At 70.5% G+C, this 23860-nt stretch carries 21 protein-coding genes, 3 tRNA genes and 1 pseudogene; 20 read left to right on the top strand and 5 right to left on the bottom strand.

Annotated elements, in window-relative coordinates; genetic code table 11:
* Positions 1-402: 402 nt before the first annotated feature.
* The 3 genes from BX266_RS14565 to BX266_RS14555 form a co-directional block, all read right to left on the bottom strand.
* Entirely contained in the window at positions 403-2925 is a 2523-nt protein-coding gene (locus BX266_RS14565; RefSeq protein ID WP_259464701.1) for a tetratricopeptide repeat protein, read from the bottom strand.
* Positions 2922-3344, bottom strand: coding sequence for a hypothetical protein (locus BX266_RS14560; RefSeq protein ID WP_099899990.1), 423 nt, complete (start codon positions 3342-3344; stop codon positions 2922-2924). Before BX266_RS14560 ends, BX266_RS14565 begins: the two co-directional genes overlap by 4 nt.
* Before the next feature lie 289 nt (positions 3345-3633).
* Complete coding sequence (locus BX266_RS14555; RefSeq protein WP_099899989.1) at positions 3634-4887, bottom strand: hydrolase; 1254 nt, start codon at positions 4885-4887, stop codon at positions 3634-3636.
* Between the two features lie 309 nt (positions 4888-5196).
* On the opposite strand from BX266_RS14555, the gene BX266_RS14550 reads away from it, so the two are divergent.
* From BX266_RS14550 to BX266_RS14505, 10 genes are all read left to right on the top strand, one after another.
* A tRNA-Thr gene (locus BX266_RS14550) sits at positions 5197-5269 on the top strand.
* Positions 5270-5311: 42 nt separating this feature from the next.
* Positions 5312-5384 (top strand) — tRNA-Met (locus BX266_RS14545).
* A gap of 83 nt (positions 5385-5467) precedes the next feature.
* Positions 5468-5632: a 50S ribosomal protein L33 gene (gene rpmG / locus BX266_RS14540; RefSeq protein ID WP_006604855.1), complete on the top strand. Its 165-nt coding sequence runs from the start codon at positions 5468-5470 to the stop codon at positions 5630-5632.
* Between the two features lie 94 nt (positions 5633-5726).
* Positions 5727-6188: a MaoC family dehydratase N-terminal domain-containing protein gene (locus BX266_RS14535; RefSeq protein WP_099899988.1), complete on the top strand. Its 462-nt coding sequence runs from the start codon at positions 5727-5729 to the stop codon at positions 6186-6188.
* Positions 6185-6613 (top strand): MaoC family dehydratase, encoded by a 429-nt coding sequence (locus tag BX266_RS14530; RefSeq protein WP_099899986.1) that lies wholly within the window; start codon positions 6185-6187, stop codon positions 6611-6613. The genes BX266_RS14535 and BX266_RS14530 overlap by 4 nt, the downstream gene beginning before the upstream one ends.
* Before the next feature lie 82 nt (positions 6614-6695).
* Positions 6696-7271, top strand: a complete 576-nt coding sequence (locus BX266_RS14525) for a TetR/AcrR family transcriptional regulator (RefSeq protein ID WP_259464700.1) — start codon at positions 6696-6698, stop codon at positions 7269-7271.
* Between the two features lie 90 nt (positions 7272-7361).
* A complete protein-coding gene (locus BX266_RS14520; protein WP_099899984.1) occupies positions 7362-8783 on the top strand; it encodes a DHA2 family efflux MFS transporter permease subunit in 1422 nt (473 codons plus the stop codon).
* Positions 8784-8836: 53 nt separating this feature from the next.
* Entirely contained in the window at positions 8837-9229 is a 393-nt protein-coding gene (locus tag BX266_RS14515) for an antibiotic biosynthesis monooxygenase (RefSeq protein WP_099907860.1), read from the top strand.
* 59 nt (positions 9230-9288) lie between these two features.
* Positions 9289-10317 (top strand): UDP-N-acetylmuramate dehydrogenase, encoded by a 1029-nt coding sequence (locus BX266_RS14510; protein ID WP_399171291.1) that lies wholly within the window; start codon positions 9289-9291, stop codon positions 10315-10317.
* Between the two features lie 85 nt (positions 10318-10402).
* A complete protein-coding gene (locus BX266_RS14505; RefSeq protein ID WP_099899982.1) occupies positions 10403-10777 on the top strand; it encodes a hypothetical protein in 375 nt (124 codons plus the stop codon).
* On the opposite strand, the gene BX266_RS14500 is transcribed toward BX266_RS14505, so the two are convergent.
* Both BX266_RS14500 and BX266_RS14495 read right to left on the bottom strand, forming a co-directional pair.
* Positions 10774-11796, bottom strand: a complete 1023-nt coding sequence (locus BX266_RS14500) for an adenosine deaminase (RefSeq protein WP_099899980.1) — start codon at positions 11794-11796, stop codon at positions 10774-10776. The genes BX266_RS14505 and BX266_RS14500 overlap by 4 nt on opposite strands.
* 93 nt (positions 11797-11889) lie before the next feature.
* Entirely contained in the window at positions 11890-13128 is a 1239-nt protein-coding gene (locus BX266_RS14495; RefSeq protein ID WP_099899978.1) for a pyridoxal phosphate-dependent aminotransferase, read from the bottom strand.
* 307 nt (positions 13129-13435) lie between these two features.
* Between BX266_RS14495 and BX266_RS14490 the strand changes: the two genes are divergently transcribed.
* The 10 genes and pseudogenes from BX266_RS14490 to rpoB all read left to right on the top strand — a co-directional run bounded on the left by BX266_RS14490 (position 13436) and on the right by rpoB (position 23800).
* Positions 13436-13508: transfer RNA gene (locus tag BX266_RS14490), tRNA-Trp, on the top strand.
* A gap of 141 nt (positions 13509-13649) precedes the next feature.
* Positions 13650-14012: a preprotein translocase subunit SecE gene (secE, locus tag BX266_RS14485; RefSeq protein ID WP_099899976.1), complete on the top strand. Its 363-nt coding sequence runs from the start codon at positions 13650-13652 to the stop codon at positions 14010-14012.
* Positions 14013-14192: 180 nt separating this feature from the next.
* Positions 14193-15068 carry a transcription termination/antitermination protein NusG gene (gene nusG / locus BX266_RS14480; RefSeq protein ID WP_099899974.1) on the top strand — a complete coding sequence of 292 codons (876 nt, stop codon included), beginning with the start codon at positions 14193-14195 and terminating at the stop codon, positions 15066-15068.
* Positions 15069-15235: 167 nt separating this feature from the next.
* Positions 15236-15670 carry a 50S ribosomal protein L11 gene (gene rplK, locus BX266_RS14475; RefSeq protein ID WP_030457453.1) on the top strand — a complete coding sequence of 145 codons (435 nt, stop codon included), beginning with the start codon at positions 15236-15238 and terminating at the stop codon, positions 15668-15670.
* A gap of 77 nt (positions 15671-15747) precedes the next feature.
* Positions 15748-16469 (top strand): annotated as a pseudogene (rplA, locus tag BX266_RS14470) (50S ribosomal protein L1).
* Positions 16470-16624: 155 nt separating this feature from the next.
* Positions 16625-17488 (top strand): hypothetical protein, encoded by an 864-nt coding sequence (locus BX266_RS14465; protein WP_143686928.1) that lies wholly within the window; start codon positions 16625-16627, stop codon positions 17486-17488.
* Between the two features lie 102 nt (positions 17489-17590).
* Positions 17591-18394, top strand: coding sequence for a hypothetical protein (locus BX266_RS38600; protein ID WP_180290490.1), 804 nt, complete (start codon positions 17591-17593; stop codon positions 18392-18394).
* 294 nt (positions 18395-18688) lie between these two features.
* Positions 18689-19243 carry a 50S ribosomal protein L10 gene (gene rplJ / locus BX266_RS14455; protein WP_099899965.1) on the top strand — a complete coding sequence of 185 codons (555 nt, stop codon included), beginning with the start codon at positions 18689-18691 and terminating at the stop codon, positions 19241-19243.
* An 83-nt stretch (positions 19244-19326) separates the two neighbouring features.
* Positions 19327-19710, top strand: a complete 384-nt coding sequence (gene rplL, locus BX266_RS14450; RefSeq protein WP_030457450.1) for a 50S ribosomal protein L7/L12 — start codon at positions 19327-19329, stop codon at positions 19708-19710.
* Positions 19711-20326: 616 nt separating this feature from the next.
* On the top strand, positions 20327-23800 hold the full coding sequence (rpoB, locus tag BX266_RS14445) for a DNA-directed RNA polymerase subunit beta (protein WP_099899963.1): 3474 nt from the start codon (positions 20327-20329) through the stop codon (positions 23798-23800).
* Positions 23801-23860: the final 60 nt, after the last annotated feature.

Raw genomic sequence — 23860 nt, 5'->3', positions numbered from 1 at the left:
TGTTTCAGCCTCCACCTGCGGTCGGGCACCACCGAGGGGCAAAGGCCAACGCGTCTCTGGGGGGCCTCCAGGCCATGATCCGGACCAGTGACGGACCAAGTTCGGTCCGAGGCGCTGTCTTCAGTGCTCCGCCGCAGGTCAGCGACAAGACTGTCCGTGATCGGAGAGCGGCCTGTAAAGCCGACCGCAAAACCGAGTGGGTGGCCGGCCTGGGGTCGATGCTCGCTGCTTCCCTTGCTGAGCTTCGCCTGGTGGGGCGTGTGGGGTTGTTGCTGCCGGATGCCTGTTTGAGTTCGGGGTCATGCCCGGACACGTGGACAGGTGGGGTCGTGTCCGGCCTGTCCGGGTGTCCGGGCTTGGTGGCTGAACTGCGGCAATGGGCCGGACAGTTGCCCGGACAGGCTACGAGGAGCTGTCCGGTCCGAGGGTGGTTTCGTACTGGGGGATGGCGCGGTCGGTGTGCCCAGCCGCCCGGTAGGCGTAGGCGAGGTTGCCGCGGGTCATCAGGGTGTCGGGGTGGTTGTCGCCGAGGACCTGCTTGCACTGGGCGAGGGTGGTTTCGAACAGGGGGATGGCGCGGTCGGTGTGCCCGGCCGCCTGGTAGGCGCTGGCGAGGTTGTTGCGGCTGGTCAGGGTGTGGGGGTGGTTGTCGCCGAGGACCTGCTCGCGTTGGGCGAGGGTGGTTTCGTAGAGGGGGATGGCGCGGTCGAGGTCCCCGGCCGTCTGGTAGGCGCTGGCGAGGTTGTTACGGCTCATGAGGGTGTCGGGGTGGTTGTCGCCGAGGACCTGCTCGCGTTGGGCGAGGGTGGTCTCGTGGAGGGGGATGGCGCGGTCGAGGTCCCCGGCCGACTGGTAGGCGTAGGCGAGGTTGCTGCGGCTGGTCAGGGTGTCGGGGTGGTTGTCGCCGAGGACCTGCTCGCACTGGGCGAGGGTGGTTTCGTAGAGAGGGATGGCGCGGTCGAGGTCCCCGGCCGACCGGTAGGCGCTGGCGAGGTTGTTACGGCTCATGAGGGTGTCGGGGTGGTTGTCGCCGAGGACCTGCTCGCGTTGGGCGAGGGTGGTTTCGTAGAGGGGGATGGCACGGTCGAGGTCCCCGGCCGACCGGTAGGTGTAGGCGAGGTTGTTGCGGCTGCTCAGGGTGTCGGGGTGGTTGTCGCCGAGGACCTGCTCGCACTGGGCAAGGGTGGTCTCGTGGAGGGAGATGGCGCGGTCCAGGTCTCCGGCCGCCTCGTAGGCGCCGGCGAGGTTGTTGCGGCTGCTCAGGGTGTCGGGGTGGGTGTCGCCGAGGACCTGCTCGCGTTGGGCGAGGGTGGTCTCGTGGAGGGGGATGGCGCTTTCGAGGTCTCCGGCCGCCTCGTAGGCGCTGGCGAGGTTGTTGCGGCTGGTAAGGGTGTCGGGGTGGGTGTCGCCGAGGACCTGCTCGCGTTGGGCGAGGGTGGTCTCGTGGAGGGGGATGGCGCTTTCGAGGTCTCCGGCCGCCTGGTAGGCGCTGGCGACGTTATTGCGGCTGGCCAGGGTGTGGGGGTGGGTGTCGCCGAGAACCTGCTCGTACTGGGCGAGGGCGGCTTTCCGTAGGGGGATGGTGCGGGCGTCGTGGCCCTGTCGGTAGAGGTACTGGGCAGCTGTGAGGTACAGCGACGTGGTGGTGGAGTCGTCGTGGTGGCCGGGGGGTGTGGTTTCGGCGAGGGCGATCAGGTGGGGCATGAGGGTGTCCCATTCCCGAGCGGGCCCGGTCGTGGGTTCCGGCAGGGGGGTGAGGGCGCGGTCGAGGGCGTGTTCGGCTTCGCGGCGGCCGGCGGGAGGGTGGCCGGGTTCGGCCGGGGCAGTGTGGCGCAGGACCGTCTGGAGGAGGCGGTGGACGCTGATGCTGTCCGGGGTGACGGTGGCCATGCTGTACCTGCGCAAGGCGCCTAGTGCTTCGGCGAGATCGTCGGGGTCCGCGTTCGGCGGTTCGAGGAGGCTGACCGGGGTGTCGTCGGGGGCGAGCCAGGCGAGGGTGCGCAGGACTTGAACGGCCACGGGGCTGTGGGCAGTGAGGGCCTGGAGGGTGTGGGTCCAGATACGGGCGATGGTGCGTTCGGCGCCGATGCCGTCGGCGGCCTTGTCGAGTCTGGTGCCCAGGCACCTCCGGTAGGCGTCGATGGTGGTAGTCGGGTTCTCCGCGAGGTAGGCGCCGGCCTGTTCCAGGGCGAGGGGCAGGTGGCCCAGGTCGGCGGCCAGCATCCGGGCATCCTGGAGTTCGCGAGGGGTGGGCGGGCGGCCCTCGATCGCGTAGGTGCAGAGGAGTTCGGCGGCTTCGTCGGGGTGGAGGGTGCCGAGGGAGCGGGTGGGGATGGTGCGGGGCCATCCCGTGGCGCGGCGGCTGGTGACGATGTGATGGCCGCGGTCGAGAGAGCCGAGGTAGGGGCCGAGGTCGGTGGGGGCTTCGGCGTTGTCGAAGATCAGGAGCCAGCCGGGGTGCCACTGCAGCCAGGTCTTGGCCCACTCGGCGCAGGCGTCCTGGGGTGCCTTGTCGGCCCAGGCTGGGAGGAGTCGTCGTGCGAGGTCGGCGAGGGACTGCTCGATGCGGGCGGGTGAGTCGGCGTTGATCCACCAGATGACGGTGTAGTCCGGTCGGTGGCGGTGGGCGTAGGCGAGGGCGAGGGTGGTCTTGCCGATGCCGCCCAGGCCGTGGACAGCGGACGCCTGTGTGATGGCGGAGCCGCCGGTGGAGGTGAGCGTGGCACGGAGCCAGGTGAGGGCGTCGTCGCGTCCGATGCACAGCGGGCGGGTCGCCAGGTTGGTGAGGCCGGGTGGGGCCGGCACGTCGCGCGCTGCGGTGAGGATCTCGGCGGGCAGGCCAATGGTGTCGCCGGTGTTGGCGGTACCGATGTTCTGTGCGGCGATCGCTCGCTGTCCGGAGGCTTCGCTGTGAGGGCTGGTCACTGGTTGGCGGGGTGGCCGTCGCCGGTGATGGCGGTGGTGATGGTGTGGGCGGCGATGGAGCGTTCGCCGGAGGCGGTGATCGTCACGGTTGCGGCAGTCTGTGCGGGCAGCAGGCTGGCGATCTCGGCCCGGAGTTCGGCGTCCTCGCGCAGGGCCCGCCTGAGTTGCTGGCGCAGCGCCGCGGCGGCGTCCGCGTTGTCGGTGTCGTCGGCGACGTCGAGGACGGCGGCTTCCAGTTCGGCCTGTCCGCTTTCGGAGCGGCGGTGCCAGAGGGTCTGGAGGATGCGGCGGCCGAGGTTGGCGGTGGCATCGGCTGCGGCGTCTTCCGCCCGGGTCAGGACAGCACCACCGTAGGCGCCGGCGGCTGCGGTCAGATAAGGCCCGGCCTGCTGCACCAGCTCCGCGATCTCCGTACTCATCACGCTCAAACCCCCTCAAGTAGAAATCACCTGACGCTCAATCAGCCTAGGAGTCCAGTGGCCGATGGATGGTGGTTACGGGAAACCTGTGGGACCCGGTCTCGGCAGCACAGAAGGTGCCCACGTCGGAGGAGTTCGGCGTGCGGTCTGTAAATCTGTCGCGCAAGCTACGCAGGTTCGAACCCTGCACCAGCCACCGGATAACGAAGAAGCCCCCGGACTGCGGAAACGCAGCCGGGGGCTTCTTCGTTGCACCTGCCCGCCCGGCCGGGGCCGACCGCCGACGTGCTCAGCCCTGGGTGTGCTGGCGGGGGAGGGCCAGGGTGACGGTGTCGGCGAACTCGCGGACGGCGCTGGTGCGGGAGACCACGCGGCCGCAGTGGACGACCAGGCGGGAGTGGCCGCCGGCGAGGGCGCCGTCGAGGGTGTCGCCGCGGACGGCGAGGAGTTCGGCCGGGAAGCCGGCGTCGACCCGGACGGCGGGGAGGCCGAGGGCGGCCCGGGCCTGGGTGGAGACGGCGTCGTAGGCGGACTCGGGGGAGAGCCCGCCGCCGGCGGCGAGCAGCCGGGCGGTGTCCAGCGGGTCGGCCCGGCCGACCGGGTTGGAGGCGTCGCGCAGGCCGCCGCCGCCCGCCGTCAGGGCGACCCGGGCGTGCGCCAACTCGCGCACCAGGGAGGGGCGCAGGCCCGCCGGGGGGTCTTCGAGGCCGGTGCAGGCGCCGTTCTGGGGGAGGCAGACCACCCGCATGCCGGCGGTGGCCAGCACCGTGGAGCCGCCGGCCGGCAGCGCGGTGCACGGCCCGAGCAGGACCCGCGGCCGGTGCGGGGCCAGCGCCCCGACCAGCCGGGCCAGCTGGGCCTGGTCGGCGGCGTTGGTGTGCAGGTCGATCGGACAGTCGGCGTCGGCCGCGGCGGCCAGCAGCACCTGGATGTAGCCGACCGGGTCGGGGTCGAGGTCGGGGCACCCGCCCGCCGCGTCCGCGCCGAGCTTGAGCGCCTCGCGCAGCTGCGCCCGCCCGTCCGCCCCGGCCAGCCCGGTGAGCAGCCGGGGCATCGCGACGGCCTGCACCTCGGCCAGTCCGCGCAGGGCCTGACGCGCCATGAGGACGGCCTCCAGTCGGCCGAGGCCGTGCGCGTCGCCGATCCGGACGTGGGTGCGCTGGGCGGTGGCCCCGTACCCGAGGGAGGTGAGCGCCGCTTCGGTGACCCGGCGGACGAGGTCGGCCGGCCCGTCCGCGCGGTCGGCGCCGGGTGCCGCGCAGAACGCGCTGTCGTAGTGCCCGTGCGGCTCGGCGGGGGCGGGCAGCAGCAGGTAGCCGGAGAGGTCGATGCGCGCGCCGGTGGTGACGGAGGGCTGTCCGGGCAGGGCGGGCATCGGTCCGAGGCTGCCGACCGTGCCGACGGCCTGGATCCGGTCCCCGCTGATCCGGACGTCCACCACCCGGCCGTCCACCAGGCGGGCTCCGGTGAGCAGCAGGACGGGCCCGTGCCCGAGCGGGTTGACGGCCGGCGGCGGTTGGGCGCCTTCGCTGCTTTCGCTCATCGGCCCCGTTCCTCCAGTCCCGTCGACCGCCCGGCGGCCCCGCGGTCGGTTCGAAGCGGCCGGCCTGCGGCGCACCCGCGAGAGATCACTGACGGTCGAGCCTAGGCCGCGCCCGGCCGGGACGGTCGGATGCGGGCCGTCAGACGTGTCGGCGCGTTCCGGCGGACGGCGCGGCCGCGCTCCGGTTGCCGGCCGAGTCGAACGGGTGTCGGGTGACGACCCGTCAGTGCGGGCCCGCCGACCTGCGGAGATCCGCCGCGGATACGGATTTCACCTCTGGCCCGGAACCGTGTAATCTCTTCCTCGTTCGCCCCTATAGCTCAGTCGGTAGAGCGTCTCCATGGTAAGGAGAAGGTCTGCGGTTCGATTCCGCATGGGGGCTCTGGTGAAAAGCTCCTCACCTCGGTGAGGGTCCGATCATCAAAGCGGTGTAGCTCAGTTGGTAGAGCAAGCGGCTCATAATCGCTGTGTCACCGGTTCAAGTCCGGTCACCGCTACTCCGCGTAGTCGATCGGGGGGACTTCTCCCGATCGGCTACTCTTGTCTGTGTTCTTATTCGTTGTCCCAGGAAGGCACTCCCGTGGCTGCCACTGACGTCCGCCCGAAGATCACGCTGGCCTGCGTGGAGTGCAAGGAGCGGAACTACATCACCAAGAAGAACCGGCGTAACGACCCGGACCGTCTTGAGATGAAGAAGCACTGCCCGCGTTGCAACTCTCACACGGCGCACCGCGAAACCCGCTGACTTTGCCTCGACTCCAGGCCGCACCCCACTACGGGGAGCGGCCTGGAGTCATTTCTGCAGCACGGACCGGACGCACCATCAGAGGAGTTGCTCCATGCCGCTCGACCCCTCGTTCATCGGGCGGACCTACCCGCCCACCGAGCCGTACGAGGTCGGACGCGAGAAGATCCGCGAGTTCGCCGCCGCGATCGGCGACCCGAACCCGGCGTACACCGACGCCGAGGCGGCCAAGTCCTTCGGCCACCCGGACGTCATCGCTCCGCCGACCTTCCCGTTCATGCTGACCTTCCGGGCCGCCGCGCAGGTCGTCAACGACTCCGATCTCGGCCTGGACTACAGCCGGGTGGTGCACGGCGACCAGAAGTTCGCGTACTCCCGCCCGGTGCAGGCCGGCGACCGGCTGTCCGTCACGGTCTCGATCGACGCGATCAAGTCGCTGGCGGGCAATGACGTGCTGACGGTCCGTGGCGAGGTGCACGACGCGAGCGGCGAGCACGTGGTGACGTCGATCATGACGCTGGTGGCCCGTGCCGCCGACGAAGCCGGGGAGGAGTGACCGTGGCGGTCCGCTTTGACGAGGTCCAGGTCGGCACCGAGCTGCCGGCCCGGTCGTTCCCGGTGACCCGGGCGACCCTGGTGCAGTACGCCGGTGCCTCGGGCGACTTCAACCCGATCCACTGGAACGAGAAGTTCGCCCTGGAGGTCGGCCTCCCGGACGTGATCGCGCACGGCATGTTCACCATGGCCGAGGCCGCCCGGGTGGTCACCGACTGGGTCGGCGACCCGGCCGCGGTGGTCGAGTACGGCGTCCGCTTCACCAAGCCGGTGATCGTTCCCAACGACGGTGTCGGCGCGACCATCGAGGTCACCGCGAAGGTCGCCGCGCTGCTGGACGACAACCGGGTCCGGGTGGACCTCACCGCGACCAGCGAGGGCCAGAAGGTGCTCGGCATGGCGCGCGCGGTGGTCCGGCTGGGCTGAGGACCGAAGGCCCCGGGGGAGCCCGGGGCCTCGCCCGCAGTTCCCCCTTGCAAAGTTATTGGCCAATCACTAACCTGAAGTCATGGCCAGGAACAGCATGCGGATGTCCGCCGAGGAGCGGCGCGAGAGCGTCGTTCGGGCGGCCATGGTGGAGTTCGCCCGGGGTGGCTACCGGGGGACGTCCACCGAGGCGATCGCCCGCCGGGTGGGAGTCTCGCAGCCGTACTTGTTCCGGCTCTTCCCCAACAAGCAGGCGATCTTCCAGGCGGCGGCGGAGCACTGCATGGAGGAGACCTGGCGGGTCTTCGACCGGGCCTCGGAGGGCATGACGGGCGAGCGGGCCCGGCAGGCGATGGGGGAGGCGTACCTGAACCTGGTCGCCGACCGCGAGCAGGTGATGATGCAGATGCAGATCTACGTCTCGGTGTTCGCCGCGGAGTCCGCCGGCGAGGGCGAGATCGGTGAGATGGCCCGGGAGGGCTGGCTGCGGCTGTTCGAGCGGATCCGGGAGCGGATCGGCGGCGAGCGGGCCATGGCCACCGAGTTCATGGCGCACGGCATGCTGATCAACACCCTGGTGGCCCTGGGGTATCCGATGGAGCATCAGATCTGGTCCGGGTTCGCCGAACTGGAGAAGAAGCAGGCCGGGGAGAGCTGAGGCGCTCCGCCGAGGGTGGCGGCGCGCCTTTTTTCGGCCCACAAAAGTTATTGATCAATCACAACCTTTCATACGACTGGGGGAAGCATCGTGAACAGGCAAGCCGTCTGGACCCTGGTGGTCGTCAGCGTGGCCAGCTTCATGGCCGGCCTCGACAACCTGGTGGTCACCACCGCACTGCCCGCGATCCGTACCGACCTGGGCGGCGCGCTCGCCGACCTGGAGTGGACGGTCAGCGCGTACACCCTGACCTTCGCGGTCCTGCTGCTGCTCGGCGCGGCCCTCGGCGACCGGTTCGGCCGCCGCCGGATGTTCCTCGCAGGGCTCTCCGTCTTCACGCTCGGCTCGGCCGCCGCCGCGCTCGCCCCGAACATCGGGTCGCTGATCGCCGCCCGCGCCGTCCAGGGCGCCGGCGCGGCGGTGATGATGCCGCTCACCCTGACCCTGCTCACCGTCGCGGTGCCGGTCGCCAAGCGCGGCATGGCCTTCGGCATCTGGTCCGGCGTCGGCGGCCTCGCCGTCGCCACCGGCCCACTGATCGGCGGCACCCTCACCGAGCGCTTCTCCTGGCAGTGGATCTTCTGGGTCAACGTCCCGGTCGGCCTCGCCCTGCTGCCACTCGCCCGGCGCGGCCTCGCCGAGAGCCGCGGCGAGAACCCCCGGCTGGACGTCCCCGGCACCGCGCTGGTCAGCGCCGGACTGTTCGGCATCGTGCTCGGCCTGGTCCGCGGCAACCCCGACGGCTGGACCGACCCGATGGTGCTCGGCTCGCTGATCGCCGGCGTCCTGCTGCTGCTCGCCTTCGTCGTCCACGAGATCCGCTGGGCGAAGCGCCCGATGCTGCCGATGCGGATGTTCCGCAACCGGGCGTTCAGCGCCGTCAACGCCGCCAGCCTGCTGATGTACCTCGGCATGTTCGGCTCGATCTTCCTGATCAGCCAGTACCTCCAGGGCATCGGCGGCTACACCCCCGAACAGGCCGGCGTCCGGATGCTCCCCTGGACCGCGATGCCGCTGCTGGTCGCCCCGCTCGCCGGACTCCTCACCGACCGGATCGGCGGCCGCCCCATCGTGGTCACCGGACTCGCCCTGCAGGCCCTCGGCCTGGCCGGGTTCGCCCTGCTCGCCGACCACTCCGCCGGGTACGGGCAGCAGATCCCGATCCTGGTGGTCTGCGGCATCGGGATGTCCCTCTACTTCGCCCCCACCGCCAACCTGGTGATGGCCAGCGTCCGCCCCGGCGAACAGGGCATCGCCTCCGGCGCCAACAACGCCATGCGCGAGGTCGGCGGCGCCCTCGGCGTGGCCGTGCTGTCCGCCGTCTTCTCCGCCCAGGGCGGCTACGGCGACGCCGCCGCCTTCACCGACGGACTCGTCCCCGCGCTGATCGTCGGCGCCGCCGTGGTCGCCGTCGGGTCCCTCGCCGCCGCCCTGGTGCCGCGCCGGCACGGCATGCGGGCGGCCGTCCCCACCGAGAAGGCGCCGGTGGCCGTCGCCGCCGGCCGCTCCTGACCCGCCGTCACCCCACCGCCCCACCACCGAGAGGAGCACCTTCCGTGCTGTCCATGACGATCCCGTGGAGCACCGGCCCCGCCGCCCGGCAGCCGCCCGCCCGGCCCGTGGTGATGGCCGCCGAACTCCAGGTCCGCGGCCTGCGGCACGTCCCCGGCTTCCTGCTCCGGTCCCTCGCGGTCCGCCGCCACGCCCAGCAGGCCCCCGGCGCCCTCGGCGTCTCGCTCCGGGCCGCCCCGCTGCGGCGCACCTTCTGGGTGCTCTCCAGCTGGACCGACCGCGAGGCGCTCACCGCCTTCGTCCGCTCCGACCCCCACCGCCGCGCCATGACCTCGCTCCGCCCCGTCATGGCCCACTCCGCCTTCGCCACCTGGGACGCCCCCGACCCGGCCGCCCCGCAGTGGCCCGAAGCCGACCGGCAACTCGAAGCCGGCCGGGCCGCCTAGGGTGCGCGGACCGCAGCCACGGCCCCGGCGTCGCTTACGCTGGGGCCGTGATTGTGGAGATGGATGCGCCGCTGGCCCCGTTGACGACCCTGCGCCTCGGCGGCCCCGCCCGGCGGCTGGTGACGGCGGAGACCGACGCCGAGGTGGTGGCCGCGGTCCGCGAGGCCGACCGGGCGGGCGAGCCGCTGCTGGTGCTCGGCGGCGGCTCCAACCTGGTGATCGGCGACGCCGGCTTCCCCGGCACCGTGCTGCGGATCGCCACCACCGGCTTCGCCCTCGACGGGACGTCGCTGGAACTGGCAGCCGGCGAGGTCTGGTCCGACGCGGTCGCCCGCACCGTCGAGGCCGGCCTGGCCGGCATCGAGTTCCTGGCCGGCATCCCCGGCTCGGCCGGCGCGACGCCGGTGCAGAACGTCGGGGCGTACGGCCAGGAGGTCGCCGAGACCATCACCGAGGTGGTGGCCTACGACCGGCTGCTCGGCGAGACGGTGACGCTGGCCGGCGCCGACTGCGCCTTCTCCTACCGGCACAGCCTGTTCAAGGCCGACCCCGAGCGGTACGTGGTGCTGCGGGTGCGGTTCGCGCTGGCGGACGAGGGCGGTCTGTCCTCGCCGGTCAGGTACGCCGAGGTGGCCCGCTCGCTGGGTGTCGAGCCAGGGCAGCGGGTCAAGCTCGGGGACGCCCACGCCGAGGTGCTGCGGCTGCGGGCCGGCAAGGGCATGGTGCTCGACGCGGCCGACCACGACACCTGGTCGGCCGGCTCCTTCTTCACCAACCCGATCCTGACGGACGCCCAGTTCGCCGCCTTCACCGCGCGGTTGGGCGAGCTGACGGCCCCGAGCTACCCGGCGGGCGAGGGCCGCACCAAGACCTCCGCCGCCTGGCTGATCGACCACGCGGGCTTCCGCAAGGGCCACGGCTCCGGCCCCGCCACCCTCTCCACCAAGCACACCCTCGCCCTCACCAACCGCGGCTCGGCGACCACCGAGGACCTGCTCGCCCTCGCCCGCGAGGTCCGCGACGGCGTCCGCGCGGCGTTCGGCGTGGAACTGGTCAACGAGCCGGTGATGGTCGGCGTCCGGCTCTGAGCCGTCCGCCGTCGCGGGGTACTCAGGCACAGGCTGAGTATCCGCACCCTGCCCACCCGTGGCCCGGGCGCGCGAAGCTCTGCCCATGAGAAGGACCTTCGCCGAGCGCGCGCCCCTGTTCGTCCCCCTGCTGGTCTCCGCCCTGGCCTGGGCATGCTGGCTGGGCTGGGACCAGCACAAGGACGTGCTCCCCGACGGGTCGGAGTCCGGGCCGTACCAGGCGTGGCAGGTGCTCGGCCTGGTGCTGACGGCGGCCGCGGCGGTCTGCTGGTCGGCGTCCCGCGGTCCGGTCCGGGACGCGGTGGCCGGTACCACCGCGGGCCTGGCGGGCGCTGCCTGGCTCGACTGGTCCGGCGGCGACGGCCTGTACGTGATCGGCGTGGCCATGGTCGCCGTCGGCGCCATGACCACCAGTGCGGTCCTCGCCGCCGCGGTCTCCGCGCTGGCCCGCCGGGCCTAGGCGTCCACCAGCCAGGCGTCGATCTCGGCCAGCAGGTCCTTGGCGACGTGCTCGGGGGCCCGCGAGGAGCGGATCGACTGGCGGGCCAGTTCGGCGAGTTCGGGGTCGGTGAAGGCGTGCGACTCGCGGGCCAGGGTGTACTGGTCGGCGAGGCGGGAGCCGAACAGCAGCGGGTCGTCGGCGCCGAGGGCCAGTGGGACGCCGGCCTCGAAGAGGGTGCGCAGCGGGACCTCCTCGGGGCTGTCGTAGACGCCGAGGGCGACGTTGGAGGCGGGGCAGACCTCGCAGGTGACCTGGCGGTCGGCGAGGCGCTGCAGCAGCCGCGGGTCCTCGGCCGCGCGCACGCCGTGGCCGATCCGGCCGGCGCCCAGGTCGTCCAGGCAGTCCCGGACCGAGTCCGGCCCGGCGAGTTCCCCGCCGTGCGGGGCGGCGAGCAGCCCGCCCTGCCGGGCGATCGCGAAGGCGCGGTCGAAGTCCCGTGCCAGGCCCCGGCGTTCGTCGTTGGACAGGCCGAAGCCGATCACCCCCTGGTCGGTGTAGCGGACGGCCAGCCGGGCCAGCGTCCGGGCGTCCATGGGGGACTTCATCCGGTTCGCGGCGACCAGCACCCGGATGCCCACGCCGGTGGCCTCGGAGGCCTCCCGGACGGCGTCCAGGATCAGCTCCAGGGTGGGCGTCAGCCCGCCGAGCAGCGGGGCGTACGAGGTCGGGTCGACCTGGATCTCCAGCCACCGGGAGCCGTCGGCGCGCTCGTCCTCGGCGGTCTCCAGGACCAGGCGGCGGATGTCGGACTCGTCGCGCAGGCAGGACCGGGCGGTGTCGTAGAGCCGCTGGAACCGGAACCAGCCGCGCTCGTCGGTGGCCCGGAGCTTCGGCGGATGGTCGGAGCTGAGCGCCTCGGGCAGCCGGATGCCGTGCTTGTCGGCGAGTTCGAGCAGCGTCGCGGGGCGCATCGAACCGGTGAAGTGCAGGTGCAGATGGGCCTTCGGCAGGCTCCGGACATCACGCAGGCGATCCATTCACCGATCCTGCCGCAAAACACCCGGAAACAGGAACTGCCCCTCGCACCTCGCCCGAACGGGTGAGGTGCGAGGGGCAGTGCTGACGGGCCGTCAGTCCCGGGCCTCGCCGAGCAGCTTCTGCATCCGGCTGACGCCCTCGACCAGGTCGGCGTCGCCCAGCGCGTAGGAGAGCCGCAGGTAGCCCGGGGTGCCGAAGGCTTCGCCGGGGACGACCGCGACCTCGGCCTCGTCCAGGATCAGCGCGGCCAGCTCGGCCGAGGTCTCCGGGCGCTTGCCGCGGATCTCCTTGCCCAGCAGGCCCTTGACCGACGGGTAGGCGTAGAAGGCGCCCTCCGGCTCGGGGCACAGCACGCCATCGATCTCGTTCAGCATCGCCACGACGGTGCGGCGGCGGCGGTCGAACGCGGTCTTCATCTCGTCCACCGCGGACAGGTCGCCGGCCACCGCGGCCAGCGCGGCGCGCTGCGCCACGTTGGAGACGTTGGAGGTGGCGTGCGACTGCAGGTTGGCGGCCGCGTTGACGACGTCCTTCGGGCCGATCATCCAGCCCACCCGCCAGCCGGTCATGGCGTAGGTCTTGGCCACGCCGTTGACCACGATGCACTTGTCGGCCAGCTCGGGCAGCAGGGCCGGCAGCGAGGTGAACTTCGCGTCGCCGTACACCAGGTGCTCGTAGATCTCGTCGGTGAGCACCCAGAGGCCGTGCTCCAGCGCCCAGCGGCCGATCGCCTCGGCCTCGGCCTCGGTGTACACCGCGCCGGTCGGGTTGGACGGCGAGACGAACAGCACCACCTTGGTGTTGGCGGTGCGGGCGGCCTCCAGCTGCTCCACCGAGACCTTGTAGCCGGTGGTCTCGTCCGAGATCACGTCCACCGGGGTGCCGCCGGCCAGCTTCACGGCCTCGGGGTAGGTGGTCCAGTACGGCGCGGGGATGATCACCTCGTCGCCCGGGTCGAGGATGGCGGCGAAGGCGTTGTAGATCGCCTGCTTGCCGCCGTTGGTCACCAGCACCTGCGAGGCGTCCACCTGGTAGCCGGAGTCGCGCAGCGTCTTGGCGGCGATCGCGGCCTTCAGCTCCGGCAGGCCGCCGGCCGGGGTGTAGCGGTGGTTGGCCGGGTCCTGGCAGGCAGCGACGGCGGCGTCCACGATGTAGCCGGGGGTCGGGAAGTCGGGCTCGCCGGCGCCGAAGCCGATCACCGGACGGCCGGCCGCCTTGAGGGCCTTGGCCTTGGCGTCGACGGCGAGGGTGGCGGACTCGGCGATGGCGCCGACCCGGGCGGAGACCCGGCGGTTCGCGGGGGAGACGTTCTCGGGGGTGGGTGCGCTCATGTCTGAATGGTCCCAGACCGCCGGGGCCGCGGGAATCGCGGTTTCACCATGCGTACGGGGGCGTTCCGGCATCCGTACGGGCCGCCGGACGATCTCGGGCGGAACACGCTGACGGCCGGACATTCTCGGTCGGATCGCGGCGAAAGTCGGTGAATCCGGATCTCGGTGAATGAGGTTCGACCAATCGGCGAAGAACCCGTACACTCACTGCTCGATGGCTCCCGAAGTGCGGATCCGTCGGTCGGGTTCACCACACGGCCGGTCGGATGCGGTAGGTTGGGGCCACATCGGAGCCGCGAGGTTTCGAAGGGCACTAGCTCAATTGGTAGAGCACCGGTCTCCAAAACCGGCGGTTGGGGGTTCGAGTCCCTCGTGCCCTGCTGCTTGATCCGTGCCAAGCCCGTTCGCTCCGCAGAGCGAGCGGGCTTGATGCGGAGAGGGCCCCACCCAGCAGTGCTTTCGCCGGATCGCCCGTGCACCAGGCACGGACCTCCGCAGGACCCGGATTCAGGTGAGGACGAGTGACGGAGACCACGGGCTCCACCGCAACGCCTGAGAGCGGCAACCCCGAGGGGGCCGACGGCGCAGCGGACGAGACCACCGCCGCGGACGGCAAGCTGTCCCGCCGCGAGCGTCGGCGTGCCAACAAGGCCGGTGGCGAGGGTGGCAAGAAGTCCGGCAAGCGGGCCAAGAAGGGCCTGTTCGCCCGGATCGCGATCTTCTACCGCCAGATCATCGCCGAACTCCGCAAGGTGGTCTGGCCGACCCGCAACCAGCTGATCCAGTACACCACCGTCGTGGTGACCTTCGTGATCGTGCTGATGCTGCTGGTCGCCGGTCTCGACTGGTGCTTCTCGAAGCTCGCCTTCTGGGTCTTCGGCTGACGCCCGATCCGGCAGACCGAACCGGGATCCCCGCAGGGTCCCGCACCGATACTCCACCCCGACCCGGGCCGAACCCTTCGGCCCGGGTCGAGCTGTCGGCGCGAAGGACAGCGGGCGACTACCGTTGAGTCGGTACTGTTGATGAGGTATCCCGTTCCAACCAGGAAAGAAGCAGCGACCGTGTCTGAGTCCCCCCTGTACGACGCCGACGAGACCGTCCGCGAGGCGGATGTCGCCGCCGAGCCGGACGCGGCTGTCGACGTCGAGCCCGTCGCCGAGGAGACCGCAGAGGCTGCTGAGGCGGACGCCGCGGAGGACGAGGTCGAGGCCGCCGACGAGGAGGCCGGCGAGCCGGCCGAGGTCGAGGCCGTGCACGAGGTGGACGAGGCCGAGGGCGCTGCCGACGAGGCCCCCGCCGAGGAGACCGAGGAGCCGGCCGAGGAGGCCGAGAGCGACCCGGTCGCCGAGTTCCGCGAGCAGCTGCGCCGCGCCCCGGGCGAGTGGTACGTGATCCACACCTACGCGGGCTACGAGAACCGGGTGAAGCAGAACCTGGAGCAGCGCTCCGTCTCGCTGAACGTCGAGGACTACATCTTCGAGTCCCAGGTTCCGCAGGAGGAGGTCGTCCAGATCAAGAACGGCGACCGCAAGACCATCCGGCAGAACAAGCTCCCCGGCTACGTGCTGGTCCGCATGGACCTCACCCCGGAGTCCTGGGGCGTCGTGCGCAACACCCCCGGTGTCACCGGCTTCGTCGGCAACGCCTACGACCCGTACCCGCTGACCCTGGACGAGGTCGTCAAGATGCTCGCCCCCGACGTCGAGCGCGCCGCCGCCAAGGAGGCCGGCAAGGCCTCGCCGGTCCGCCCGGTCGAGGTGCAGGTGCTGGACTTCGAGGTCGGCGACTCGGTCACCGTCACCGACGGCCCGTTCGCGACCCTGCAGGCGACCATCAACGAGATCAACCCCGACTCGAAGAAGGTCAAGGGCCTGGTGGAGATCTTCGGCCGGGAGACCCCGGTCGAGCTCTCCTTCGACCAGATCCAGAAGAACTGATCCACGCGCAACGGTTCCGGGGCGGGGGCGAAGGCCCCCGCCCCGGAACCGTTTTGGTCCAGCACCGCATCAGCGGTTAGCCTGGTCCGATGTGTGCCTTGGCGGCCGGGTTTCGCCCCGGGGTCCAGGCGCATCAGCACTCACCTCTCGGAAGGACCCGGAGAGACATGCCTCCCAAGAAGAAGAAGGTCACGGGGCTTATCAAGCTCCAGATCAACGCCGGTGCGGCCAACCCGGCGCCGCCGGTCGGCCCCGCGCTGGGCCAGCACGGCGTCAACATCATGGAGTTCTGCAAGGCGTACAACGCGGCCACCGAGTCGCAGCGCGGCATGATCGTGCCGGTGGAGATCACGGTCTACGACGACCGTTCCTTCACCTTCGTCACGAAGACCCCGCCGGCTGCGCGCCTCATCCTGAAGGCCGCGGGCATCGACAAGGGCTCCAAGGAGCCGCACAAGACCAAGGTCGCCAAGCTGACCTCGGCCCAGGTGCGCGAGATCGCCACCACCAAGATGCCCGACCTGAACGCCAACGACCTGGACGCCGCGGAGAAGATCATCGCCGGCACCGCCCGGTCGATGGGCATCACCGTCGAGGGCTGACCAGCCCGTACGTCCACCGTGGTAGGGCCAGCGCGGCCCGCGATTACCACGAACTCCAATAGTCACCAGGAGCAGCAGTGAAGCGCAGCAAGGCCCTCAAGGCCGCGGACGCCAAGGTCGACCGCGCCCGGATCTACGCCCCCTCGAGGCCGTCCGCCTCGCCAAGGCGACCTCCACCAGCAAGTTCGACGGCACCGTCGAGGTCGCCATGCGTCTGGGCGTCGACCCGCGCAAGGCCGACCAGATGGTCCGCAGCACCGTCATCCTCCCGCACGGCACCGGTAAGACCGCTCGGGTCCTGGTCTTCGCGAACGGTGAGCGTGCCGAGGCTGCGCGTGCCGCGGGCGCCGACATCGTCGGCTCCGACGAGCTGATCGACGAGGTCGCCAAGGGTCGTCTGGACTTCGACGCCGTCGTCGCCACCCCGGACCTGATGGGCAAGGTCGGCCGCCTGGGCCGCGTGCTCGGTCCCCGTGGTCTGATGCCGAACCCGAAGACCGGCACCGTGACCCCGGACGTCGCCAAGGCCGTCAACGACATCAAGGGCGGCAAGATCGAGTTCCGCGTCGACAAGCACTCGAACCTGCACCTGATCATCGGCAAGACCTCGTTCACCGATGAGCAGCTGATCGAGAACTACGGCGCCGCGCTGGACGAGGTCCTCCGGGCCAAGCCGGCCGCCGCCAAGGGCCGTTACCTGAAGAAGGTCGCCTTCTCCACCACCATCGGCCCCGGCATCCAGGTGGACCCGAACCGCACCCGCAACCTCCTCGTCGAGGAGGACCCGGCGGCGGTCTGACCCTGAGTCAGTTCTCCACACGGTCAAGCACGCTGGGCCCGCACCCCGACCGGGGTGCGGGCCCAGCGGCGTTCCCAAACGGTTTGCGCGGGGGTCGGAGCGGTCCGATAGAGTCCGAACGCCTTTCCTGAGAATCCGATTAGAGGGGGACCCTCGTGCGCGCTCTGCGTACCCTCGCCGTGGCCTGCCTGGCCGCCGGCGTCCTGACCGCCTGCAGCAGCTCCGGTGGCTCCACCGACGCCAAGACCGGCACCGGCAGCGGCAGCAGCGCCGGCGCCTCGCAGAGCGCCTCCGCCCCGGCGGCCGACGGTGCGGGCAAGGGCTCGAAGCTCGCCCCGAAGGAGGCCCTGCTGGCCTCCGCCGCGGTGATGGACAAGGTCGGCAGCGCCCAGCTGACCCTGAGCGGCGACGACACCGAGGGCACCGCCGACTACGTCTGGAAGGCCCCGGAGTCCTTCCTGATGAACGCCAAGACCGACGGCCAGGAGGCCAAGGTCCTGTTCCTCGGTGACGTGATGTACATCGGCGTCACCCCGGACATGGCCTCCGTGGCCGGCGGCAAGAAGTGGATGAAGCTCGACCCCAAGGCGACCGCGGCCACCGGTGCGGGCGGCGACGTGGGCGGCATCGCGGCGATGATGCAGGTGATGAACCCGTCCGTGCAGCTGCTCGCCGCCGCGCCCGCCGCGACGCTGGTCGGCACCGAGACGGTGGCCGGGCAGAGCGCCACGCACTACCGCAGCGAGATCAAGGTCGACGACATGGTCGCCAAGATGCAGCTGTCCGCCGACCTGAAGGCCCAGGTGCTGGCCGAGCTCAAGAAGAACGGCTCCACCTCCACCGTCGACCTGTGGATCAACGCCAAGGGCGAGCTGGTTCAGCAGTCCAGCACCGACATGTCGAGCAAGCCGGGCGCGAAGCCGGGTGTCGTCACCTACAGCAAGCTCGGCACCGTCAAGCCCACCCAGGCGCCGGCCGCTTCCGACGTCTTCTCGCTCGACGACCTGCTGAAGCAGTAGGAGTCGCCCCGGCCTGCGCGATCCCGGGGGCGACCCCCGGGATCGCGCAGGCCGCATGGCATGGTGGGGAGCGGACGAGGAGCACGGCAGGAGGAGGGACCGATGGCGGCACCGGCGCGCTGGGCCGCGGCCCTGCTGGCGGCCGCCCTGCTGAGCACCGCGGCCACCGGCTGCACCGGCTCCGCGCCCCGGCCCGACCAGCAGCCCTCCTCCGCCAGCCCCTCCCCGTCCACCGCGCAGCCGAGCCCCACCGACCGCTCCCCGCACGGGGTGCTGCTCTCCGCGCAGCTGGTGCTGCACGACGCCCGGCGCGCCGAGTTCCGGGCCGTGCTGGGCGACGACCGGGGCAAGGGCGCGCTGTTCTGGGCGCCCAAGACGGTGCTGAAGTACCAGCCCGACTCGGACAGCCGGCAGCTGATGGTGCTGGACACCTCCGCCTACCTGGGCGGCGACCCGGCGACCGCGCTCCGGCTGGGCGGCCCGCACTGGCAGAAGTTCTCCGGCGGCCGGATCCCGTACTCGGCCCTGATCGACCGGCTCAACCCGGTGGTCGCGGTCGCCGCCGCGGCCGCCGTCCGGGAGCCGGAGCTGATCGGCGAGGAGAAGCTGATCGACACCACCGTCGAGCACTACCGGGTCACCCTGACCGCCGGGCAGTACGCCGCCGCGCAGACCCAGCTCGACCAGCAGCGCCGGCAGGCCCTGGAGACCGCGCTCGGCCCCGGCGACGTGGTGCTCGACCTGTGGCTCAACGACCGCGACCAGCTGGTCCAGCTGCGCCGGGCCGCCGCCGAGGTGGACACCGTGACCTACAGCGAGTTCGGCAGCTCCTCGCTCTCCGTCCAGGCCCCGGCCGAGGCCGACACCGCGGAGGGCGGCGACGCGAGCCCGCCGGCTTTCCCGTAGCGCGATTTGGTCAAACCGGACCGGTCCCGTTAGGCTGGCCGAGCCAAAGACCGCTGGTTGTCGCCGTGCCCCGAGAGGGAGGACGGTGCCGAAGGATTCGCAACTCATTGCGAATCGCCCGCGCAGGTTATGGAGCAGTGAAGATCTCCGGGCCCTTTCGGTTCGTCGAGGTCGTTGCAAGCCCCGTGCGCCTGCGCGCCGGGGCTTTTTCTCGCTTCCGGGGTCCGCGGCGATGGATGGTCGACTTCTCGAAGGTCGGCCCGACTTCGACATCACGGAAGGAGGCGTAAGCCTATGGCCAGGCCCGACAAGGCTGCCGACGTCGCCGAGATCACGGACAAGTTCCGTGCCTCCAGCGCCGCCGTTCTGACCGAGTACCGCGGTCTCACGGTGAAGCAGCTGAAGACGCTGCGTCGCTCGCTCACCGGCAACGCCGATTACGCCGTGGTGAAGAACACGCTGACCAAGATCGCGGCCAATGAGGCCGGGATCTCCGAGCTGGACGACCTGTTCGCCGGTCCGACGGCTGTCGCCTTCGTCACCGGTGACCCGGTGGAGTCGGCGAAGGCTCTGCGTGACTTCGCCAAGGAGAACCCTGCTCTCATCATCAAGGGCGGTGTCCTTGACGGTAAGGCGCTGACCGCCGATGAGATCAAGAAGCTCGCGGACCTCGAGTCCCGCGAGGTGCTGCTCGCCAAGCTGGCGGGTGCGATGAAGGCCAAGCCCTCCCAGGCTGCCGCGGTCTTCCAGGCGCTCCCGTCCAAGCTCGTTCGCACCGTGGAAGCGCTGCGCGAGAAGGTCGAGCAGGGCGGTGCCGGTACTCCGGCTCCCGCCGAGGACGCGGAGTAACCACTCCCGTCCCAGCGGGCCCGCAAGTACGCCCGCCAATCCGTACATCCGGCACCTGCCGATTTAGTGGAAGGACGCCAATCATGGCGAAGCTCAGCACCGAGGACCTGCTCGAGCAGTTCGAGGGCATGACCCTGATCGAGCTCTCCGAGTTCGTGAAGGCGTTCGAGGACAAGTTCGACGTCACCGCCGCCGCCCCGGTCGCCGTTGCCGGCGTTGCCGGTCCGGGCGCCGTGGCCGAGGCCGTTGAGGAGCAGGACGAGTTCGACGTCATCCTCGACGGCGCCGGCGACAAGAAGATCCAGGTCATCAAGGAGGTGCGCGCCCTCACCTCCCTCGGCCTGAAGGAGGCCAAGGACCTCGTCGACACCGCCGGTGCGAAGGTTCTCGAGAAGGTCGCCAAGGACGTCGCCGAGAAGGCGAAGGCTCAGCTCGAGGGCGCTGGCGCCAAGGTCACCGTCAAGTGACTTTCTCCTCTCTCTGAGAGGTGCTCTTCCGGCCGGGCCGGCCACCCTTCGGGGTGGCCGGCCCGGCCTGCTTGCGTTTCCGGCGGTCTCCCGAAGGGCGCCGGATGCCCTCCGATGGCCCAAGGCGCGCTCGGAGCTTGTCGGCCCCCGGGGGTAGGGTGATCGCAATCGTCGGGCCCCCTGGCGCAGGCAGCGTGTAACGCGCGGGGCGTCCCGGACGATGGGCAGTACGAGGTCCACACCCTGGTGCGGGCCTTGACGAGCAGCACGAGGCGCGCGATTCTCTAGGCGCGTGCCCCAAGCGGAACCGTCTCCGATGCATATTCGGGGCCGGCACTGGGAAGGTTCCCGGTGACGCAGACGAGGTGTGACGGCCCGGCCGGTGAGGGATCACTGCCCGGGTTGTCGGATGTACGGGAGGAGCGTCCGATTCGGTCTCCGAATCAGGGCTTGCTAGCAGTGTCGCCATTGGCTACACTGTCCCTTTGCGCTGCCTATTAGTCGCTCCGTGACTCGTCGCCCGGAGCGACCCCTGTCCTGACCTGGGGTTACGCCTCGGCCAAGGCCCGGACGGTATGCGCGTAGTGAGCTCCGAGCCCTCGGAAGGACCCCCCTCTTGGCCGCGCCGCGCAACGCCTCGAACAATTCCGCATCCACCGCCCCGCTCCGCGTCTCGTTCGCGAAGATCAAGGAGCCCCTCGAGGTCCCGAACCTCCTGGCCCTGCAGACCGAGAGCTTTGACTGGCTGCTCGGGAACGCGGCCTGGAAGTCCCGGGTCGAGGCTGCCCTGGAGAGTGGTCAGGACGTCCCCACGAAGTCCGGTCTGGAGGAGATCTTCGAAGAGATCTCCCCGATCGAGGACTTCAGCGGGTCGATGTCCCTGACCTTCCGGGACCACCGTTTCGAGCCGCCGAAGAACTCCATCGACGAGTGCAAGGACCGTGACTTCACCTTCGCGGCCCCGCTCTTCGTCACCGCGGAGTTCACCAACAACGAGACCGGTGAGATCAAGTCCCAGACCGTGTTCATGGGCGACTTCCCGCTCATGACCAACAAGGGCACCTTCATCATCAACGGCACCGAGCGTGTCGTCGTGTCCCAGCTGGTGCGCTCCCCGGGCGTCTACTTCGACTCCACCCTGGACAAGGTGTCCGACAAGGACATCTACTCCGCCAAGATCATCCCCTCCCGCGGCGCCTGGCTGGAGATGGAGATCGACAAGCGCGACATGGTCGGTGTCCGCATCGACCGCAAGCGCAAGCAGTCGGTCACCGTGCTGCTGAAGGCGCTCGGCTGGACCACCGAGATGATTCTCGAGGAGTTCGGCGAGTACGAGTCGATGCGCGCCACCCTGGAGAAGGACCACACCCAGGGCCAGGACGACGCGCTGCTCGACATCTACCGCAAGCTGCGCCCGGGCGAGCCGCCGACCCGCGAGGCCGCGCAGACGCTGCTGGAGAACCTGTACTTCAACCCGAAGCGCTACGACCTCGCCAAGGTCGGCCGCTACAAGGTGAACCGGAAGCTGGGCAACGCCGAGTCCCTGGACTCCGGCGTGCTCACCGAGCCGGACATCATCAACACCATCAAGTACCTGGTGAAGCTGCACGCCGGCGAGACCGAGTGGCGCGATGACGAGGGCCGCGACATCGTCATCGAGGTCGACGACATCGACCACTTCGGCAACCGCCGCCTGCGCAACGTCGGCGAGCTGATCCAGAACCAGGTCCGCACCGGCCTCGCCCGCATGGAGCGGGTGGTCCGCGAGCGCATGACCACCCAGGACGTCGAGGCGATCACGCCGCAGACCCTGATCAACATCCGGCCGGTCGTCGCCTCCATCAAGGAGTTCTTCGGCACCAGCCAGCTGTCGCAGTTCATGGACCAGACGAACCCGCTGTCGGGCCTGACCCACAAGCGCCGTCTGTCCGCGCTCGGCCCCGGTGGTCTGTCCCGCGAGCGGGCCGGCTTCGAGGTCCGTGACGTGCACCCCTCGCACTACGGCCGCATGTGTCCGATCGAGACCCCCGAAGGCCCGAACATCGGTCTGATCGGCTCGCTGGCCTCGTACGGCCGGGTCAACGCGTTCGGCTTCATCGAGACCCCGTACCGCAAGGTCGTCGACGGTGTGGTCACCGAGTCGGTGGACTACCTGACCGCCGACGAGGAGGACCGGTACGTCATCGCGCAGGCCAACGCCCCGCTCACCGCGGAGCTGACCTTCGCCGAGCCGCGTGTCCTGGTCCGCCGCCGCGGCGGCGAGATCGACTACATCCCCGGCACCGAGATCGACTACATGGACGTCTCGCCGCGCCAGATGGTGTCGGTCGCGACCGCCATGATCCCGTTCCTCGAGCACGACGACGCCAACCGCGCGCTGATGGGCTCGAACATGATGCGCCAGGCCGTCCCGCTGCTCCGCAGCGAGGCGCCGCTGGTCGGCACCGGCATGGAGTACCGCTGCGCCGTCGACGCCGCGGACGTGATCACCGCCGACAAGGCCGGTGTGGTGCAGGAGGTCTCGGCCGACTACGTCACCGTGGCCAACGACGACGGCACGTACAACACCTACCGCGCCGCCAAGTTCACCCGCTCCAACCAGGGCACCGCCTTCAACCAGAAGGTGCTCGTGGACGAGGGCGCCCGGGTCGAGGCCGGCCAGGTGCTGGCCGACGGCCCGTGCACCGACGAGGGCGAGATGGCCCTCGGCAAGAACCTCCTGGTGGCGTTCATGTCCTGGGAGGGCCACAACTACGAGGACGCGATCATCCTGTCGCAGCGCCTCGTGCAGGACGACGTCCTCTCCTCGATCCACATCGAGGAGCACGAGGTCGACGCCCGTGACACCAAGCTGGGCCCCGAGGAGATCACCCGGGACATCCCGAACGTCTCCGAGGAGGTCCTCGCCGACCTCGACGAGCGCGGCATCATCCGGATCGGTGCGGACGTCGTCACCGGCGACATCCTGGTCGGCAAGGTCACCCCGAAGGGCGAGACCGAGCTGACCCCGGAGGAGCGCCTGCTCCGCGCGATCTTCGGCGAGAAGGCCCGTGAGGTCCGCGACACCTCGCTGAAGGTGCCGCACGGCGAGTCCGGCAAGGTCATCGGCGTCCGCGTCTTCGACCGCGAGGAGGGGGACGAGCTTCCCCCGGGCGTGAACCAGCTGGTCCGCGTCTACGTCGCCCAGAAGCGCAAGATCACCAACGGTGACAAGCTGGCCGGCCGTCACGGCAACAAGGGTGTCATCTCCAAGATCCTGCCGGTCGAGGACATGCCGTTCCTGGAGGACGGCACCCCGGTCGACATCATCCTGAACCCGCTGGGCGTCCCGTCCCGAATGAACCCGGGACAGGTCCTGGAGATCCACCTCGGCTGGCTCGCCATGCAGGGCTGGGACGTCTCCGGCCTCGCCGACGAGTGGGCCCAGCGTCTCCAGGCGATCGGCGCCGACACGGTCGAGGGCGGCACCAACCTCGCCACCCCCGTCTTCGACGGCGCCCGCGAGGACGAGATCACCGGCCTGCTGGACAACACCACCCTCACCCGTGACGGTGAGCGCCTGGTGAACTCCACCGGCAAGGCCCGGCTGTTCGACGGCCGCTCCGGCGAGCCGTTCCCGATGCCGGTCTCGGTCGGCTACATGTACATCCTCAAGCTGCACCACCTGGTCGACGACAAGCTGCACGCCCGTTCGACCGGCCCGTACTCGATGATCACCCAGCAGCCGCTCGGTGGTAAGGCGCAGTTCGGTGGTCAGCGCTTCGGTGAGATGGAGGTGTGGGCCCTTGAGGCATACGGCGCCGCGTACGCGCTGCAGGAGCTGCTCACCATCAAGTCCGACGACGTCCTCGGCCGTGTGAAGGTCTACGAGGCCATCGTCAAGGGCGAGAACATCCCCGAGCCCGGCATTCCCGAGTCCTTCAAGGTCCTCATCAAGGAAATGCAGTCGCTCTGCCTCAACGTGGAGGTGCTGTCCTCGGACGGCCAGTCCATCGAGATGCGGGACTCCGACGAGGACGTGTTCCGCGCCGCCGAGGAGCTCGGCATTGACCTGTCCCGGCGCGAGCCGAGCAGCGTCGAAGAGGTCTGACGGAGGTGGGGCCGGCTGCCCCTGATCAGGCAGCCGGCCCGCCCCCAGGCCCCCCTCAGA

Origin of the sequence: Streptomyces sp. TLI_171 (assembly GCF_003610255.1) — a bacterium.
In the GTDB taxonomy this organism is placed as follows: Bacteria; Actinomycetota; Actinomycetes; order Streptomycetales; family Streptomycetaceae; genus Kitasatospora.
Note: the sequence above shows the minus strand (reverse complement) of the source record. Positions and strands in the feature narration are given on the sequence as shown.

Excerpts from the sequence above, each read along its gene's own strand:
- BX266_RS14505 (WP_099899982.1), top strand. The coding sequence starts at position 10,403 with ATGAGAAGGACCTTCGCCGAGCGCGCGCCCCTGTTCGTCCCCCTGCTG.
- BX266_RS14525 (WP_259464700.1), top strand. The coding sequence starts at position 6,696 with ATGGCCAGGAACAGCATGCGGATGTCCGCCGAGGAGCGGCGCGAGAGC.
- rplL (WP_030457450.1), top strand. The coding sequence starts at position 19,327 with ATGGCGAAGCTCAGCACCGAGGACCTGCTCGAGCAGTTCGAGGGCATG.
- BX266_RS14560 (WP_099899990.1), bottom strand. The coding sequence starts at position 3,344 with ATGAGTACGGAGATCGCGGAGCTGGTGCAGCAGGCCGGGCCTTATCTG.
- BX266_RS14500 (WP_099899980.1), bottom strand. The coding sequence starts at position 11,796 with ATGGATCGCCTGCGTGATGTCCGGAGCCTGCCGAAGGCCCATCTGCAC.
- BX266_RS14515 (WP_099907860.1), top strand. The coding sequence starts at position 8,837 with ATGACGATCCCGTGGAGCACCGGCCCCGCCGCCCGGCAGCCGCCCGCC.
- rplJ (WP_099899965.1), top strand. The coding sequence starts at position 18,689 with ATGGCCAGGCCCGACAAGGCTGCCGACGTCGCCGAGATCACGGACAAG.
- BX266_RS14495 (WP_099899978.1), bottom strand. The coding sequence starts at position 13,128 with ATGAGCGCACCCACCCCCGAGAACGTCTCCCCCGCGAACCGCCGGGTC.
- BX266_RS14535 (WP_099899988.1), top strand. The coding sequence starts at position 5,727 with ATGCCGCTCGACCCCTCGTTCATCGGGCGGACCTACCCGCCCACCGAG.
- BX266_RS38600 (WP_180290490.1), top strand. The coding sequence starts at position 17,591 with ATGGCGGCACCGGCGCGCTGGGCCGCGGCCCTGCTGGCGGCCGCCCTG.
- rplK (WP_030457453.1), top strand. The coding sequence starts at position 15,236 with ATGCCTCCCAAGAAGAAGAAGGTCACGGGGCTTATCAAGCTCCAGATC.
- BX266_RS14510 (WP_399171291.1), top strand. The coding sequence starts at position 9,289 with ATGGATGCGCCGCTGGCCCCGTTGACGACCCTGCGCCTCGGCGGCCCC.
- BX266_RS14555 (WP_099899989.1), bottom strand. The coding sequence starts at position 4,887 with ATGAGCGAAAGCAGCGAAGGCGCCCAACCGCCGCCGGCCGTCAACCCG.